Here is a 17,665-nt window from a genome sequence, read left to right on the forward strand (position 1 = left end):
ATGAACACAAAAGAATTATGAAGTGAGGTTAAAGACATCCTATCCCGTGATGAATCAGTTTCACCTGAAATTTACAATTATTACATTAGTGATACTAATTTATATACTGTATCTGACAATAATTGCTTAATTACAACAAAATCAGAAATTGCAATTGGGGTTTTTGAAGCAGGCTTAAATGATAAAATTAAAAATATTTTAAAAAAACTAACGGGGATCGAATATAACATTTCTTTTGAATTAGAAAAAAATATTAATAAACAAGCATCTGTCATTAACAATATTGATACTTTAAAAGAAAACAATAATAGTAACTATTATGAAAATTATACTTTTGAAAACTTTGTTCGTGGTGATTCTAATCGTGAAGCAATGCAAGCAGCATTGGCTGTTGCTTTAGATTTGGGAAAAAAATGAAATCCACTGTTTATTTATGGTGATTCTGGCTTAGGAAAAACCCATTTACTACATGCCATTGAAAATAAAGTAAATGAAATTTATAAAACAAATACCCGTGTTAAATATTTAAAAGCTAATGAGTTTGGAAAAATTGCAATGGATATCTTAAATCAGGGTCATGAAATCATTGAAGCTTTTAAAACATCATATGATATTTATGATTGTTTACTAATTGATGACATTCAATTATTAGCGAAACGAAATAAAACAAATGAATTATTTTTTCATATTTTTAATTCATATATTGAAAAAAACAAACAAATTGTTATTACTTCCGATAAATATCCTGATGATCTTGGTGGATTTGAAGCTAGAATTATTTCACGTTTTTCATATGGTTTAAGTATTGGTTTAGATTCACCCGATTTTGAAACTGCTCTTAAAATATTAGAACAAAAATTAAAATACCAAAATAACTTGGCATTATTTTCTGAAGAATCACTAGAATTTATTGCCTTAAATTTTAATAGTGATGTTCGAAAGTTAGAAGGGGCGGTTAAGCGTTTATTATTTTTAGCAGTTATGAATAAAAAACCAGATGAAATTATTACATTAGTTGACGTTGAAAAAGCCTTTAAAAATGTTCCTTTACAAAATAATGAGAAAATTACCCCTAAAAAAATTAAACAAATTGTTGCTGATAATTATAATATTACTGTTAAAGCAATGATGAGTAAATCACGAGTTAGTAATGTAATGCAAGCTCGCCAATTAGCAATGTATTTTTGTCGAACATTATTAGATGATCCTTTTACAAGAATCGGAACTGAGTTTGGTGGAAAAGACCATACGACAGTAATGAATAGTGTTAAAAAAGTTGAATCACAAATTGCAACAAACAAAGAATTTAAACATTTAATAAATACAATTCGTAAGAAAATTGAAGGAAAATAACACAATGTTTTCCACCGTTTTTTTCTAAGAAAAATATATATTATTCAAAATTTCATAAAGTTTTCCACATTTTCTACATTATAATAATAATAAATAAAAAACAATTTTAACAATAGTATATAATTTATATATGTTAAATGTTTAGTAAGGAGTAACAAAATGATTGTAAGCATTAAAAGAGATAAAATATTAGATGAATTATTAAAAGTAAGCCGAATAATTTCTCAAAAAACATTGATTCCATCATTATTAGGAATTTTAATTGAAGTTAAAAAAGATAAAATAACTTTTACGACTTCTGATGGTGATACATCGATAAAATCAGAAATATTGGTAGGAAATGATTTAGTTATTAAATCAATTGGAAATGTTTTAATAAAAAATAAATTTATTATTGAAGTTATTCGTAAAATTGAAGACGAATTTATTACCTTAGAAGCAGTAGAAGGTAGTTTAATTAAAATTAAAGCAGATAACTTTGATTCAATTTTAAATACTTTAAATGCAATTGATTATCCACATTTATCATTTGAGACGGAAGGAAAAGAGGTAATTTTTACTAGTGCGTTATTAAAAGAAATTATTTCACAAACAAGTTTTGCAATTGGAGAAAAAGAAAAAAAAATTGTTTTTAATGGTTTAAATATTAAAACTGATCAAAATAATAAGCAATTAGTGATTACAGCAACTGATTCATTCCGATTGTCATATAAAAAAATTAGTTATAGTAATAGTTATGATTTTGATGTTATTATTCCAGGAAAGTTTATTAATGAAATTGGACGATTAATTTCAGAAAATGACCAAGAAATTAGAATGAAAATTACAGATAAATCAGTTAGTGTTATTATTAATAATACAGTTGTCCAAACAAAAATTATTGAAGGAAAATATCCTGACACAAGTAAAGTTATTCCAGAAGATTTTAATACTTCATTAACAATTAATAATCGTGAATTAATCAAAATTATTGAACGAGCTAGTGTTTTATCAAATGAAGCAATGACAACAATTGTAACATTAAAAATTAAAGAACAAAAAGTTTTAGTCACTTCATTTACTCAAGAAATTGGAAATACCGAAGAGGAAATTAAAGAATTTAAAGTTGAAGGTTCAGATCAAACAATTGCTTTTAATTCAAAATATATTTTAGATGCTTTAAAAGCATTTAGAACAAAAAAAATTACTATTAAAATGATTGATGAAACAAAACCATTAATTATTACAGCAAATGAAGATGATTCATTACAACAATTAGTTTTACCAATTCGATTATATTAAAAATTAGAAAAAAGCAATTTAAATGATAGGAAATAAGATTAATAAAAGGTTAAGTTATATTAAAAATAAAAACTTAACCTTTTATTTTTTTTTATTTTATAAGTTTATACAGGGTAAAATTAGACACTAAAAATAAAAAAATATTTTTTTAATATATTTTAAAATATATTTGATAATTTAACCCTAAAATTAGGTAATAATGGTAAAATAAAATTGAACAGAAATGAGGAAAATTATATGAGTGATAATTATAATTCAGGTTCGATTCAAGTTTTAGAAGGTTTAGAGGCAGTTCGTAAACGTCCGGGAATGTATATTGGGGCCACTAATGTAAGAGGTTTACATCATTTAGTTTGAGAAATTATTGATAATTCTATTGATGAAGTATTAGCCAACTTTGCTAATAAAATTACAATTATAATCAATAAAGATGAATCAATTACAATTACGGATAATGGACGAGGAATTCCAATTGAAATTCACCCCAAAACAAAAGTTTCAACGGTAGAAACTGTTTTTACTGTGTTACATGCTGGAGGAAAATTTGATTCAAACACTTATAAAATTTCTGGGGGTTTACATGGAGTAGGAGCTAGTGTTGTTAATGCTTTAAGTAAATATTTAAAAATTGAGATTAAAAAAAATAATAAACAATATTTAATGGAGTTTCATATTGGTGGTCAAATTTTAACACCAATTAAAGAAGTTGGTCCAACTAATGAAACTGGAACCATAGTTACTTTTTTACCAGATGAAAAGATTTTTAAAGAGACAACAATTTTTAGTTTTTCAACAATTCAAAATCGAATTAAACAATTAGCTTTTTTAAATAAAGGGTTAGAGATATCATTAGTTGATTTACGAGAAGAAGATGAAGAAAAATCAGTTGTTTATCAATTTAATAATGGAATTAAAGATTATGTTTTAGAATTAAATAAAACAATCGGAGCACCATTAAATGATGTTTTTTATGTGGAAGGAATTGAAGATAATATTATTGTTGAATTTGGTTTACAATACAATGATAATTATTCTGAAAATATTTTTTCTTTTTGTAATAACATTAATACTCACGAGGGAGGAACGCACGAAGAGGGAATTAAATTAGCAATTGTGCGAGAATTAAATCATTATTTTAAAAATATTAATAAAAATAATAAGGGAAGTGAAGATAAATTTACTTGAGATGATGTAAAAGAAGGAATGACAATAATTATTTCAATTCGTCATCCTGATCCACAATATGAAGGTCAAACAAAAACAAAATTAGGAAATAGTGAAGTTAAAAAGATTGTGTCAAATATTGTTGGGAAAGGGTTAAATAGTTATTTATTGGAAAATCCCGAAGATGCTAAAAATATTATTGAAAAGATAAATTTATCTTTAAAAGCAAGAATTGCGGCACAACGAGCAAAAGAAACAACTCGTCGAAAAACAGTAATGGATAGTTTTTCTTTACCAGGAAAATTAGCTGATTGTGAAACAAAAGATTCTAATATTGCTGAACTTTATATTGTTGAAGGAGATTCAGCGGGAGGAAGTGCAAAGTCTGGCCGAAATCGAAGATTTCAAGCAATTCTACCATTAAGAGGAAAAATATTAAATGTTGAAAAAGCAAAGCAAATAAAAGTTTTTGAAAATAATGAAATTAATTCTATTATTACAGCATTAGGGGCTGGTATTAAAGATAATTTTAATGAAAAAAAACTACGTTATCAAAAAGTAATTATTATGACTGATGCTGATGTTGATGGCGCTCATATTCGAATTTTATTATTAACATTCTTTTATCGCTATATGAAAGATTTAATTGAAAATGGGAATATTTATATTGCACAACCACCATTATATAAAATTCAAAATGGGAATAATATTCGTTATGCTTATAGTGATAATGAATTAGAAACTTATAAAGAAGAATTATTAGCAAAAAATATTAAAAATTATACGATTCAACGTTACAAAGGATTAGGGGAAATGAATCCCGAACAATTATGAGAAACAACAATGGATCCAGAACGACGATTATTATTAAAAGTGTCTGTTAATAATGCATTTGAAGCAAACTTAATTTGTAATGAATTAATGGGAGAAAATGTTGAACCACGTAAAAAATTTATTCGTGAGAATGCAAAATATGTTAAGAATTTAGATGTCTAAGAGGAGGTGAACAAATTGAATTTAGATAATGATACATATGATTATGATGGTAAAATTCGTGATATTGATATTGCTGATGAAATGAAAAATGGTTTTTTAGATTATGCAATGTCAGTTATTGTTTCACGTGCAATTCCTGATGTTCGTGATGGTCTAAAACCAGTTCATCGGCGAATTATCTATGCCATGTGAGATTTAAATATGACGTATGATAAACAACATAAAAAATCAGCACGAATTGTTGGGGAAGTAATTGGGAAATATCATCCTCATGGTGATACTGCTGTATATGAAGCAATGGTGCGAATGGCACAAGATTTTTCTTATCGTTATCCTTTAATTGATGGTCATGGTAATTTTGGATCAATGGATGGTGATGCACCAGCGGCAATGCGGTATACTGAAGCAAGAATGAGTAAAATTGCTGGTGAACTAATTAAAGATATTGAAAAAGAAACAACCATTTTTATTGATAATTATGATGGTAGTGAACAAGAACCAACTTTTTTACCAGGTTACTTTCCAAATTTACTAGTTAATGGGGCAAGTGGAATTGCTGTTGGAATGGCAACTAATATTCCTCCCCATAATTTAAATGAAGTAATTGACGGTGTTATTGCATTGACAAAAAATGGCGATATTACAACTGTTGAATTAATGAAAATTATTAAAGGACCAGATTTTCCAACAGGAGCCTTAATTACTGCCGGAAATAGTTTAATTAAAGCTTATGAAACAGGGAATGGGACAATTACAATTCGTTCAAAAATTGATATTGAAGAAAATAATAATAAACGTCGTATTATTGTTTCTGAAATTCCATATCAGGTTAATAAAGCAAAATTGTTAGAACGAATTGCTGAATTAGTCCGTGACAAAATTATTAATGGAATTTCTGATCTTCGTGATGAATCAAACATGGAAGGGGTTCGTGTTGTTTTAGAGTTAAAACGGGATGCTCAAGAAAATGTTATTTTAAATAAATTATATAAATTAACACCATTACAAACTAATTTTTCGTTAAATATTTTGGCTTTATATAAAAACCAACCAAAAGTAATGGGGTTAAAACAAATTTTAAAATATTTTGTTGAACACCAAATTGACATTATTGTTAAACGAAGTCAGTTTGAATTACATAAAAATCAGAATCGATTAATAATTTTAGAAGGATTAAAAATTGCGCTTGATCACATTGACGAAGTGATTACCATCATTAAAAAATCACAAACAACACAGATTGCTTTAGAAGCTTTAATTGATAAATTTAAATTAGTTACTGAACAAGCACGAGCAATTTTAGAAATGCGTTTACAACGTTTAACCGGTTTGGAAATTGAAAAAATTAATAACGAAATTAGTGAAATTAAACTAGCAATTATAGCGTTAGAAGAAATTATTAATAATAGTGAAAAGCAAATTGAAATTATGATTAATGAGTTAGTTGAAATTAAGAAAAAATATGGGGATGAACGTCGTAGCCAAATTATTAAAGAAGAATTAACTGAAATTGATCCGGAAGAATTAATTCGTCGTGAAGATATTTTAATTATGTTAACCCAGGATGGCTATGTTAAACGTGTTGCTGATGATACTTTTAAATTACAAAATCGTGGTGGAAAAGGAATTACTGGTTTAGCAAACATGGAAGATAGTTTGAAAAAAATTGTTGGTGCCAATAGTATTGATTCTTTATTGATTTTTTCAAATTTTGGAAAAGTTTATAAACTACGTGCTTATCAAATTGAAACCTACTCGCGACATGCACGAGGATTACCAATTATTAATTTAATTGCAATTGATAAAACGGAGAATATTCAAACAATTCTAGCCTTAGATGAAAAAATTATAGAGCAAGATAATTTATTTTTTGTGACAAAAAAAGGATTAATTAAAAAAACAAAGTTAAGTGAATTTAATCAAATTCGTCAAACAGGGAAAGTTGCAATTGAATTAAAGGAAAAAGATGAATTAGTAAGTGTTATTATTACAAAGGGAACTGATGATGTTATTATTGGAAACAACATCGGGAAGGTCATTCGTTTTAATGAAAAAGAAATCAGAGCAATGAGTCGGCAATCTGTTGGTGTTAAGGGAATTTCTAACGATGAAACAGGAGTCACAATTGGGGTAAGTTCTGGACGATCCGCAAAATATGTGTTATCTGTGACAGAGAATGGTTATGCAAAAAAAACACCAATTGAAGACTACCGGTTAACGGGGAGAAATACAAAGGGTGTTAAGTCTATTAACTTAACAGAAAAAACAGGATACTTAAAATTTGCCCAAACAGTTGTTGGAGATGAAGATCTTTTAGTAGGAACAAAGAATGGAAATGTTATTCGCGTTTCATTAGAACAGGTTCCATTGTTTGGCCGAACAACGTCGGGTGTTAAAATTATCCGATTAGATCAAGATGATAAATTAGAAGTTATTGAAATTTTAAAAAAGAAAGACAATAGTGAGTAAGGAGAATACAAAAATGTTAGATCAAAAAAAAGTTGTTGAAAATCTTGACGAAGTAATCAAAAAATTAAGTCGCCGCCAAGATGATTTTTCGTATCTACAAGATGTTAAAAAATTATCAGAGCAACGCCGTGAACTTATTGTTAAATCAGAGAAATTAAAAGAACAACGAAATCTTGAGTCAAAAAAAGTTGGCACACTAGTTGCTGAAAAAAAAGACCATGAAGCAGCAAAAATTAAAGAAATAATTGTCACAATGAAAAAGGAAATGGATATAATTGATAATCAATTGAATCAAGTTGAAGAAAAAATTAGAGCAATCTTAGAAGTTACACCAAACATCCCAGATGATTCAGTTCCAACTGGGCAAGATGAGAACGATAATCTTGAAGTTCGAAAATGAGGAAAAGTTACACCAAACCCAAAGATAAAAGAACATTGAGAAGTAGCTTCAAAACTAGATATTATTGATTTTGAAAGAGGGACAAAATTATCGGGGTCACGCTTTGTTGTTTACAAAGGCATGGGGGCTAAATTAGAGCGAGCTTTAATGAATTTTATGTTAGATGAGCACGCAAAGCGAGGGTATATTGAAATTGAAACACCAATTTTAGTACAACCACAAATTATGTATGGAACAGGAAATTTACCAAAATTTAGAGAAGATACATATTACATTGAAAAAGATAATTTGTATTTAATTCCAACGGCGGAGGTACCGTTAACTAATTTGTATCGGGAAGAAATTTTAGCTGGAAAAGATTTGCCAATTTATCATACTGCTTACACTCCATGCTTTCGCCAAGAAGCAGGCTCAGCAGGACGTGATACAAAAGGAATTATTCGTTTACATCAATTCCGAAAAGTTGAGATGGTTAAATTTACTAAAGCAGAAAATTCGTTTGATGAATTAGAAAAAATGGTCTTAGATGTTGAAAAAATTTTACAATTATTAGAAATTCCATATCGAGTAATCTTATTATGTTCAGGTGATATGGGGTTTTCTTCGGCAAAAACATATGATATTGAGGTATGAATGCCAGGACAAAATAAATATCGTGAAATTTCATCATGTTCAAATTGTCTTGACTTTCAATCACGAAGAATGAAAATGCGTTATCGTGACGATAATAATGAAACAAACTTTGTTCATACGCTAAATGGCTCGGGATTAGCGGTTGATCGTTTAATTGTTGCAATTTTAGAAAATTATCAAAATGAAGATGGAACTATTAGTATTCCTAAAAGAATACAAAGTTATTTGCAAGGACAAACAGTTATCCCTTAAAATGTTTCACGTGAAACATTTTAAGGGGGTAAAAATCCAAACAATATAAATTTTTCACGTGAAACATTTGACTATTTTAATAAAAGCATAGTCAAACAAAAATTATATGTTATAATTACTTATGTCATTACAATAGTTACATTTGAAACTGGTCAGGACCGGAAGGTAGCAGCCATAAGACTAAGGACTATGTGTAATGACATTTTTTATGATAAGGGTGAGTTTATGAAAGAAAGCGAACTAATTTTTAATAAATTATATAAATTATCACAACGAGCATATAAGAAAAAACATGTTCCAATTTCTGCATTAGTTGTTGATCAAAAAGGTAAAATCATTGCGATTGGTTATAACAAAACAACAAAAAACTCAGTTACAACACATGCTGAGATTTATGCTTTAAATAATGCATGTCGCAAAAAAAGAACAAATAAAATTAGTGATTGTTTAATTTGAGTTACTGTTGAACCATGTATGATGTGTTTAGGAGCAATAATTAATTCAGGAATTAAAGTTATTAATTACTATTTATCAAATGAAAAATTTGGTTTTGTAAAATCAAATCATACTTTTGATTTATCAAAAATGAAAGTTCACCATGTTCGAAAAAATGCAGAAAATATAGTGTTTAAAGATTTAATGAAAAAATTCTTTGAACAATTAAGATAGAATATTTCAAATTAAAGGAGTAAAATAAAATTATAAATTATAAGTTATGGGGGTAAAAAAATGGATTATATTTCATTATATCGTAAATATCGACCAAATATTTTTGACAAAATTGTTGGTCAAGTTGAAATTAGAAAAGCTTTGAAAAATGCAATTAATAATAATAATTTTTCACATGCATATTTATTTTCTGGTCCACGTGGTACAGGAAAAACTTCAATTGCAAAAATATTTGCAAAAGCAATCAATTGTACTAATTTAAATGATGGTAGTCCTTGTAATACTTGTCCAAGTTGTAATGAAATTAATCGTGGTGGAGCAGTCGATGTTTTTGAAATTGATGCTGCTTCAAATAATGGTGTTGATGAAATCAGAGAAATCAGAAATAATGTTCAGTTGTTACCAACAATGGCAAAATATAAGGTTTACATTATTGATGAAATTCATATGTTAACTAATTCAGCTTTTAATGCGTTATTAAAAACATTAGAAGAACCGCCTCAACATGTTGTCTTTATTTTAGCAACAACAGAGAGTCACAAAATTCCAGCAACAATTATTTCACGTTGTCAACAATATAATTTTCGAAAAATACCTAAAGTTGAGTTAGAAAATAATATAATTGAAATTTTACAAAAAGAAGAAATTAAATATGATTTAGTTGCAATTAAAGAAATTGCAATTTTAGCGGATGGAAGTGCTCGTGATTCGTTAAGTATTTTAGAACAAGTAATTATGTTTTCTGATCGTAATATTACGTTAGAGAATGTTAATATTATTTTTGCAACAGTTTCAAAAAATATTAAATTAAAATTATTAAAAGATATTTTAGAATTCAAAACAGAAGCGGTCTTACTAACTAGTAAAAAAATTTATGAGGCTGGTTCTGATTTTGAAATTTTAACATTAAATTTATTAGACATTTTAAAAGAAGTGTTTGAATATAAACAAACTGGGAATCTTGTTTTTTTAAATTTATTATCTGAAAACCAAGCAAAAATATTTGCAGCAAAATTAACTGTAGAAGAATTATTAACATTACTTGATTTATTTACTGAAGCGTCGACAAAGATGCGTAGCAGTAGAACACAAGAAATGTATTTTGAATTAATCTTATTAAAAGCGTTATCAATGTTTGAAAGAAATGTTAAAAGTTTAGATGACCTGGAATTAAGTGATCTTACAATTGTTACTAAAACAGAAAAAAACAAAGATAACAAAGTAGATAATTCGGATATAATTACCAAAAATATAGAAATAATGGAAAATAATTCTGTTTATAATGAAGAAAATATTGAAGCAGTTTCAAATTTGCAACAAGTTGAAGAAAAAAATGCTGAACATCTTGAACTGGGTACTGAAAAAAAAATACCAAATTCAGAACCATTATTCCGTAATTTTTCATTATTTGATGATGAAGAATCAAATAATGTTTCTTTGTCACAACCATTGACAACAACATCAGAAAAAGTAACTGATGACGTTGTGTCCGAATTTGATGTTAGTAAAGGTTCTCAGCAGGAGAGCAGTTTTCCGACAGAATTAGAACAAACTCCACACGGGAAAGAGTTAGAAGGTATAACTGATCTGCAAAAGTATCGTGATGATATGAAGAATAAAATTAATATTTATGAACTTAGTAATATTAATTATTCAATTAATCAAATTTTTAATATTTTAATTAAGGCTAATAAAGAAGACCGCGAAAAGTTTGAGAGTAAGTTTATGGAATTAATTAACGAAAAAGGAAAAGTTGTTCAATTAGATAAGCTAATTAGTTTTTATGATGTTAAATATGCTGCCGCATCAGAACAAGGTTTAATTATTGTAACAAATACTAAACCAGAAGCAAATTGAATTAGTTTTGAAATGTGCGATTGAGAATTTCGCAATAAAATTTTCCATGCATTTGATTTTGATTTTATTATCATTGCTTTAAGCGAAAGTGAATGAAATAATGTTCGTGATGATTATGCCAAAATTCGACAAGCAAATAAGTTACCAGAAGTAATGTTAACGGATGTGGAAGAATTTTATCAAAATTTATTAGTTAAACAAATTGATAATTATGATGATCATAAAGAACTTCTTGAGACGGGAAAACAAATTTTTGATAATATTAAGATAATTGATTAATTTATAGGAGACTTAATTATGACTTATGAAGAATTGGTTATGGAATTAAATACTACTTTAGGTGTTGGCAAAAAAGTGGCAGAAAGAATTTTTAATAAGTTAATTATTAAGCCGGAATTATTTGACTCATTAGAGAATGTTTTTAAGGAAATAAAAGATAATTTTCATCAATGCCCAATATGCTCAACATTAATGCAAAATAATGTTTGTTTATTTTGCCAAAATGATTTACGGGATCAAACAAAACTTTGCGTGGTTAGCAATTTTTTTGATGTAATAAAAATTGAAGCAACAAAAGTTTTTAATGGTGTTTATCATGTTTTGAATGGCGAAATTAATGTTAAAAATGGTATTACACCGGATAAATTAACTTTTCCTGTCTTAGAATCTCGAATGAATGATAAAATTATAAAAGAGGTTATTATTGCTGTTGGTGCTACTTTTGAAGGTGAAGTAACAGCACAATACTTAAAAACAGTCTTACAACCTTTTAATGTGAAAATATCACGTTTAGCACGAGGAATTCCAATTGGCGGATCATTAGATTATGTTGATGAAGTAACTTTAAAACAAGCGTTAGAAGGTAGAAAAGATATTTAAGAACGGGGAGAGTGGGTAATAATGCTATTTATAACATTAGAAGGAATTGATGGTTCTGGAAAGACAACAATTTCAAAATTACTAAAAGAAAGACTACGTTCAAAAGGGTACCAAGTTGTTTTAACAAGAGAACCAGGGGGCAATGAAATTGCTGAACAAATTAGAGATGTTATATTAAGTAAGCATAATTTAGGAATGGATCCGTGAACGGAAGCTTTATTGTATATTGCTGCACGAAAACAACACGTTATGGAAGATATTTTACCAGCGTTAAAAGAAGGGGCGATTGTTATTTGCGATCGTTTTATGGATTCAACGTCAGCTTATCAGGGTTATGCTCGTGGTTTAGGAATTCGGACATTAGATGAAGTTCAATCAATTGTCTTAGGAACAACAAAACCAGACTTAACTTTATTTTTTGATATTGAACCAGCAATGGCAAATGAAAGAATGAAAATTAGAAATGAAAATGAAATGAATCGTTTAGACTTGGAGCAAGAATCATTTTATGAAAAAGTATATGAAGGGTATCAGGTATTAATTAGTGAACATTCTGAACGAATTAAAGTAGTTGATGCTCGCAAGTCAGTTAATGATGTTTTAGAACAAGTTTATTATTATGTTGATGAAATAATTCAAAAAATAAAGGATAAGGAAAATGAATAATTTATTTTCACAAAATGATGTAGAAAAAATTGCATTGTTTAAAAATTTAATTTTAAAAAATAATTTATCAAATCAACTTTTAATTTCTTGCAATAATAAAATCAAGTTAGAAACTTTTGCAACTGAAATTATTAAGTTTTTACTATGTCAGGAAAAAAAAGATTCTGATTGTCAATGTGAAACTTGTCAACGCATTAATAATAAAACTTATTATGATTTAAAAATTGGGGGAGATTTTGAAACAACAATTAAAAAAGAAACAATTCAAGAAATTATTCAAACTTTTAGTTATTCAGCATTAGAACAAACGGGAATTAAAGTATATGTTATTAATGGAGCAGATTTATTAACATTAGAAGCCGCTAATTCTTTATTGAAGTTTTTAGAAGAACCTAATAAAAATACATATGCTTTTTTATTAACAAGAAATAAAACAAAAGTCATTGATACAATCAAGTCACGTTGTTTAAATGTTATTTTAGAAAATACAACTAATGAATTAAATATTGATGAATTTAAAACAAAGTTTATTCAAACTTTTTTTAGAAATTTTGCAAGTACACCAGAAAATAATTTTATTCATATTCGAAAATTAAATGGTTATGATCATTTAGAGTCTCATCAACTTTTCTTAGAAATTGCTAATGTTTTGAAACGAAAAGAATGAAGTAAATATGAAATTACAAATCAGACTTTGATTAAAAAACTAAATGATAAAAATACCAAACTAATTGAAATTTCTTATACAATTGCTAATTTATTATTAGAGAATTTAAATAAGGAATTAGTTTTAGAAAAAGGAATGATTGATTTATATAACGAGGTGTAAAGTGAAGGTTTTAAATGATTTATTAGATTATGAGGGAATTAAAATTAATCAACGAACAGATATGTTTATTTTTTCCTTAGATACTGTTTTGTTGGCACGATTTGCAACCTTGAATGCTAAAACAAAAAACATTCTTGATATTGGAACCAATAATGCTGCGATTCCATTAATTTTATCAACATTAACTTCCGCAGCGATTACTGGGATTGAGTTACAACAAGAAGCGGTGCAGTTAGCAGAAGAAAATGTGCTATTAAATCAAAAAACCGCACAAATTAAAATTGTTCATGATGATATTAACGAGTATGTTAAGACAAATACTAATTTTAAATATGATTTGATTTTATGTAACCCACCATTTTTTAAAATTGGTGAATCAAAATTAAACGAAAAAAACAAATTGTTAGTTCCTGCTCGCCATGAAACAACTTTGACATTAGAAGATATTATTTTTGCAGCAAAAAAATTAATTGCTAATCGTGGTTATTTTGCAATAATTCATCGTACGACAAGATTATTTGAAATTACTGCATTATTAATTAAATATGGTTTTAATATTAAACGGTTGCAATTTATTCATCCCTTTCAAGAAAGCGAAGCCAACAATGTTTTAATTGAAGCCCGTTTTCAAGGCGGTGAGGGTCTTATTATTGAAAAACCAATTGTGGTTCATAATAATGATTATCAATATAGTGATACAGTTTTAAAATTATTTCGAAAATAGGTGATTAAAATGGATAACAAACTTTTAAATCGTAATGAAAAATATATTATTGGGGTCTCGGGTGGTCCAGATAGTATGTTTTTACTTGATAACATTTATCATAATCCTGAATTAGATATTAATAATTTTATTGTTTGTTTAGTCAACTATCAAAAACGAGCGGATAGTGATCATGATGAACAAATTGTTCTTGAATATTGCAAAAAACAAAATATTAAAATTTATGTCAAAAAAGTAACATCAGCAGATTATGACAAGTATCAAACAATTTCTCATAATTTTCAAAATGTTGCGCGTGATATTCGTTATGATTTCTTTTTACAGATTAGTAAAAAATATCACTGTCATGGTGTTTTAATTGCGCATAATTTAACTGATCATATTGAAACATATATTTTACAAAAACAACGGAACGGAATTGTTGAATATTATGGTTTAAACCAAATTAGTTATTATCATTCGCACTTATTGGGATCTGAACTTAAAATAATCCGAATGATGTTAAAGATAACTAGAGAAGAGATTATTGAATATCTTTTTCATAACCAAATTAACTATGCAATTGATTCAACCAATATTTTAGGAATTTATAACCGTAATATTATTCGAAATGAAATTCAACAAATTAATTTACAAGATATGTTATTAGAAATTAACCAAAAAAATAATGAGAATAAAAAATTAAAATTATTGGCAAAAGATTATTTAATTGATAATTTTGGACAAATTAATGTTATTAGTTTTAATGCTATCAATAATGTACAGTTACAAAAAATTATTATTTTTAATTATTTTAAAATAAATAAGCTTGTTCAGTTAATTAGTAATAAAAAAAGAAAATTTTTAGATGAAATAATTAAAGAACTAAAAAGTACAAAACCCAATATTATTATTAAAGTTAATAATGATTATTCTTTAGTTAAATCATATGATAATGTTGAAATTATTAATAATAATGTTTTGCAGCCAACAACTGTTAAAGTTACAGCAATAACAAATCTTCCAATTAAATGAAAAGAAAAAATAATTTTGCAAGGAACAAAAAATAGTTATAATTTTAAAATAGCGGCAAACCAATTTCCATTAACAATTACAAATGATGTTCTTTTTTTACAAAAAGTAATTGTTACAAAAACATCTTTGAACCGATGGTTTATTAAAAATAAAATTCCAATTCTAGCTCGGAAAAGTTATTTTATTTTAGATGCTCAAAATCAACTTGTTTTTGTTAACAATTTGGTTGATTTAAAGATTAATAAATTTATTAATAATACTTGACCGGAAAAACACAATTTATTTTTTTTTATGATAAAATAGTTTAGAATTGGGTCATTATTTTAAATGACTTAAAAAGATTAGTTTCAAAGTCTTATATAGAGAGGAAATGATTATGAATAAAAAAAGAATGTGATTTTCGATCATAAGTGCATTTATTTTTATTGGTTTGATTGTCTTAACAATTCTGTTATGAAAGGGAACAGATGAAACAAAAATTAGTGAAGGTAATATGACTACTATTGGTAATTCGAAACGGTATAACGATAAAGACATTGATGAAATTACCATTAAGGCGGAAGTTGGTCGTAATAGTGTTGTAATGTCTGGGGTTATTAAGTATGTTGAAAATGGTGTTTCAAAAACTGTTCGTTATAGTTCAGAATGAAGTCGCGAAGGATTTAACAATTATACTTATAAAGTGGGGCAAGATCAAAACACTTGAGATCAAAACTTTGGTCCTAAATTAAAAGGTGGTCTTGTTTCAATTGACCGTGAATTTGTACCAGTATGACAAACGGTATTAATTCAGTTAATTCCATGGGTATTGTTAATAGGAGTTGCTGTCTTTATGATTATGCGGTTGTCAAAAATGGGTGGCGGAATGGGCGGCGCAAATCCATTTTCAATGGGGAAAAATAAAGCTCGTCAAATTCAATCAACAGTTAAATTTTCAGATGTTGCTGGAATTAACGAAGAAAAAACAGAATTAGTTGAATTGGTTGATTACTTAAAAAATCCACAAAAATATTCAAGTATGGGTGCTCGCGCTCCCAAAGGAGTATTAATGGAAGGGCCACCGGGGACAGGGAAAACCTTGTTAGCAAAAGCTGTTGCTGGTGAAGCAGGCGTACCATTCTTTTCAATCTCAGGGTCTGAATTTGAAGAAATGTTTGTTGGGGTTGGTGCTTCAAGAATTCGTGAGATGTTTATTGCAGCAAAAAAAGCAGCACCATGTATTATCTTTATTGATGAAATTGATGCTGTTGGACGAAAAAGAACCGTTTCAATTGGGAGTGGGGCTAATGAACAAACATTAAACCAATTATTAGTTGAAATGGATGGATTTGGAACTAATACCGGAGTTATTGTGATGGCAGCAACTAACCGTGTTGATGTTTTGGATTCAGCATTATTAAGACCTGGTCGTTTTGACCGTCAAATTCAAATCTCATTGCCAGATATTAATGAACGTGAAGCAATCTTAAAATTACATGCCCGTAATAAAGCGGTTTCAACTGAAGTTGATTTTAGACGAATCGCTGAAAGAACACCTGGTTTCTCAGGGGCACAATTAGAAAATGTGTTAAACGAAGCAGCAATTTTATGTGTTCGTAAGAATTTAAAAATTATTACAATTAATATTATCGATGAAGCGATTGATCGTGTTGTTGGGGGACCAGCAAAAGAATCACGTAAATATTCAGTTATGGACAAGGACATTGTTTCATATCATGAAGCTGGACATGCTTTAATAGGATTAAGATTAGAAGCAGCTAGCAAAGTTCAAAAAGTAACAATTATTCCACGTGGTCAAGCTGGTGGATATACAATTATGACACCAAAAGAAGAAACAATGTTCCATAGTAAAGAAAATTTATATGCAACAATTACTGGTTATTTAGGTGGACGTGCGTCAGAAGAAATTATTTTTGGAAAAACTAAAATAACAACTGGTGCGCATGATGACTTAGAAAAAGCAACAAACATTGCACGTCATATGGTTACTGAATATGGAATGAGTTCGTTAGGATTAGTACAATTTGAATCACCAAAAGACGAATATACTGGGGCAACAAAACGTTATTCAGAAGATGTTGCTGCTAAAATTGATACGGAAGTTCGTAAAATTTTAGATGACTGTTATGTTACAGCCAAAGCGATAATTTCAGAAAATCGTGAGTTATTAGATTTAATTGCTGAAAGCTTAAAAATATTAGAGACAATTACTGCTGAGCAAATTGAATATATTAATAAATACAATAAAGTACCAGATGAAGTAGTTCATGAAAAAGAACGAGCAGCTAGACATAAAGAAAAAGAAGCAAAAGGTGAAATTTTAGAAGTTAAACCAAAAGAACGTAAAAAAGACCATCCTGAAGAAGAAAATAATAAGGATTCAGATGATAAAGAGTAGGAATAATCAAACCCTACTCTTTATTTTACTTTTAAAAATAGTTGTACTATAATTGCAGAGTGAACAGAATTATGAAGGAGT

Annotated in this window: 13 protein-coding genes and 1 other RNA gene; all 14 read left to right on the forward strand. The window is 27.8% G+C overall.

The window, feature by feature from the left end; genetic code table 4:
* Entirely contained in the window at positions 1 to 1,353 is a 1,353-nt protein-coding gene (dnaA, locus tag MSROBK_RS00005) for a chromosomal replication initiator protein DnaA (RefSeq protein WP_040092395.1), read from the forward strand.
* A gap of 159 nt (positions 1,354 to 1,512) precedes the next feature.
* Positions 1,513 to 2,634, forward strand: a complete 1,122-nt coding sequence (dnaN, locus tag MSROBK_RS00010; RefSeq protein WP_040092396.1) for a DNA polymerase III subunit beta — start codon at positions 1,513 to 1,515, stop codon at positions 2,632 to 2,634.
* A 237-nt stretch (positions 2,635 to 2,871) separates the two neighbouring features.
* Entirely contained in the window at positions 2,872 to 4,794 is a 1,923-nt protein-coding gene (gene gyrB, locus MSROBK_RS00015) for a DNA topoisomerase (ATP-hydrolyzing) subunit B (RefSeq protein WP_040092398.1), read from the forward strand.
* Positions 4,795 to 4,875: 81 nt separating this feature from the next.
* Positions 4,876 to 7,263, forward strand: coding sequence for a DNA gyrase subunit A (gyrA, locus tag MSROBK_RS00020; protein ID WP_242441462.1), 2,388 nt, complete (start codon positions 4,876 to 4,878; stop codon positions 7,261 to 7,263).
* Between the two features lie 13 nt (positions 7,264 to 7,276).
* Positions 7,277 to 8,548, forward strand: a complete 1,272-nt coding sequence (gene serS / locus MSROBK_RS00025; RefSeq protein ID WP_040092402.1) for a serine--tRNA ligase — start codon at positions 7,277 to 7,279, stop codon at positions 8,546 to 8,548.
* A gap of 118 nt (positions 8,549 to 8,666) precedes the next feature.
* Positions 8,667 to 8,757: signal recognition particle sRNA small type (gene ffs, locus MSROBK_RS00030), an RNA gene on the forward strand.
* Positions 8,758 to 8,773: 16 nt separating this feature from the next.
* Positions 8,774 to 9,217, forward strand: coding sequence for a deaminase (locus tag MSROBK_RS00035; protein WP_040092589.1), 444 nt, complete (start codon positions 8,774 to 8,776; stop codon positions 9,215 to 9,217).
* A gap of 60 nt (positions 9,218 to 9,277) precedes the next feature.
* Positions 9,278 to 11,353, forward strand: coding sequence for a DNA polymerase III subunit gamma/tau (gene dnaX / locus MSROBK_RS00040; RefSeq protein WP_040092404.1), 2,076 nt, complete (start codon positions 9,278 to 9,280; stop codon positions 11,351 to 11,353).
* Positions 11,354 to 11,371: 18 nt separating this feature from the next.
* Complete coding sequence (gene recR / locus MSROBK_RS00045; RefSeq protein WP_040092406.1) at positions 11,372 to 11,953, forward strand: recombination mediator RecR; 582 nt, start codon at positions 11,372 to 11,374, stop codon at positions 11,951 to 11,953.
* Between the two features lie 21 nt (positions 11,954 to 11,974).
* Complete coding sequence (tmk, locus tag MSROBK_RS00050) at positions 11,975 to 12,619, forward strand: dTMP kinase (RefSeq protein ID WP_040092408.1); 645 nt, start codon at positions 11,975 to 11,977, stop codon at positions 12,617 to 12,619.
* Positions 12,612 to 13,448, forward strand: coding sequence for a DNA polymerase III delta subunit-related protein (locus tag MSROBK_RS00055; protein ID WP_040092410.1), 837 nt, complete (start codon positions 12,612 to 12,614; stop codon positions 13,446 to 13,448). Before tmk ends, MSROBK_RS00055 begins: the two co-directional genes overlap by 8 nt.
* A 1-nt stretch (position 13,449) precedes the next feature.
* Positions 13,450 to 14,172 (forward strand): tRNA1(Val) (adenine(37)-N6)-methyltransferase, encoded by a 723-nt coding sequence (locus MSROBK_RS00060; RefSeq protein ID WP_040092412.1) that lies wholly within the window; start codon positions 13,450 to 13,452, stop codon positions 14,170 to 14,172.
* Between the two features lie 9 nt (positions 14,173 to 14,181).
* Positions 14,182 to 15,489, forward strand: coding sequence for a tRNA lysidine(34) synthetase TilS (tilS, locus tag MSROBK_RS00065; protein WP_040092414.1), 1,308 nt, complete (start codon positions 14,182 to 14,184; stop codon positions 15,487 to 15,489).
* Positions 15,490 to 15,562: 73 nt separating this feature from the next.
* The gene (gene ftsH / locus MSROBK_RS00070) at positions 15,563 to 17,584 is read left to right on the forward strand and encodes an ATP-dependent zinc metalloprotease FtsH (protein WP_040092416.1); all 2,022 of its coding nucleotides are present in this window, start codon (positions 15,563 to 15,565) and stop codon (positions 17,582 to 17,584) included.
* The last annotated feature ends 81 nt before the right edge of the window (positions 17,585 to 17,665 follow it).

The sequence above is a fragment of the Spiroplasma poulsonii genome, from assembly GCF_009866525.1.
Taxonomy (GTDB): Bacteria; Bacillota_I; Bacilli_A; order Mycoplasmatales; family Mycoplasmataceae; genus Spiroplasma; species Spiroplasma poulsonii.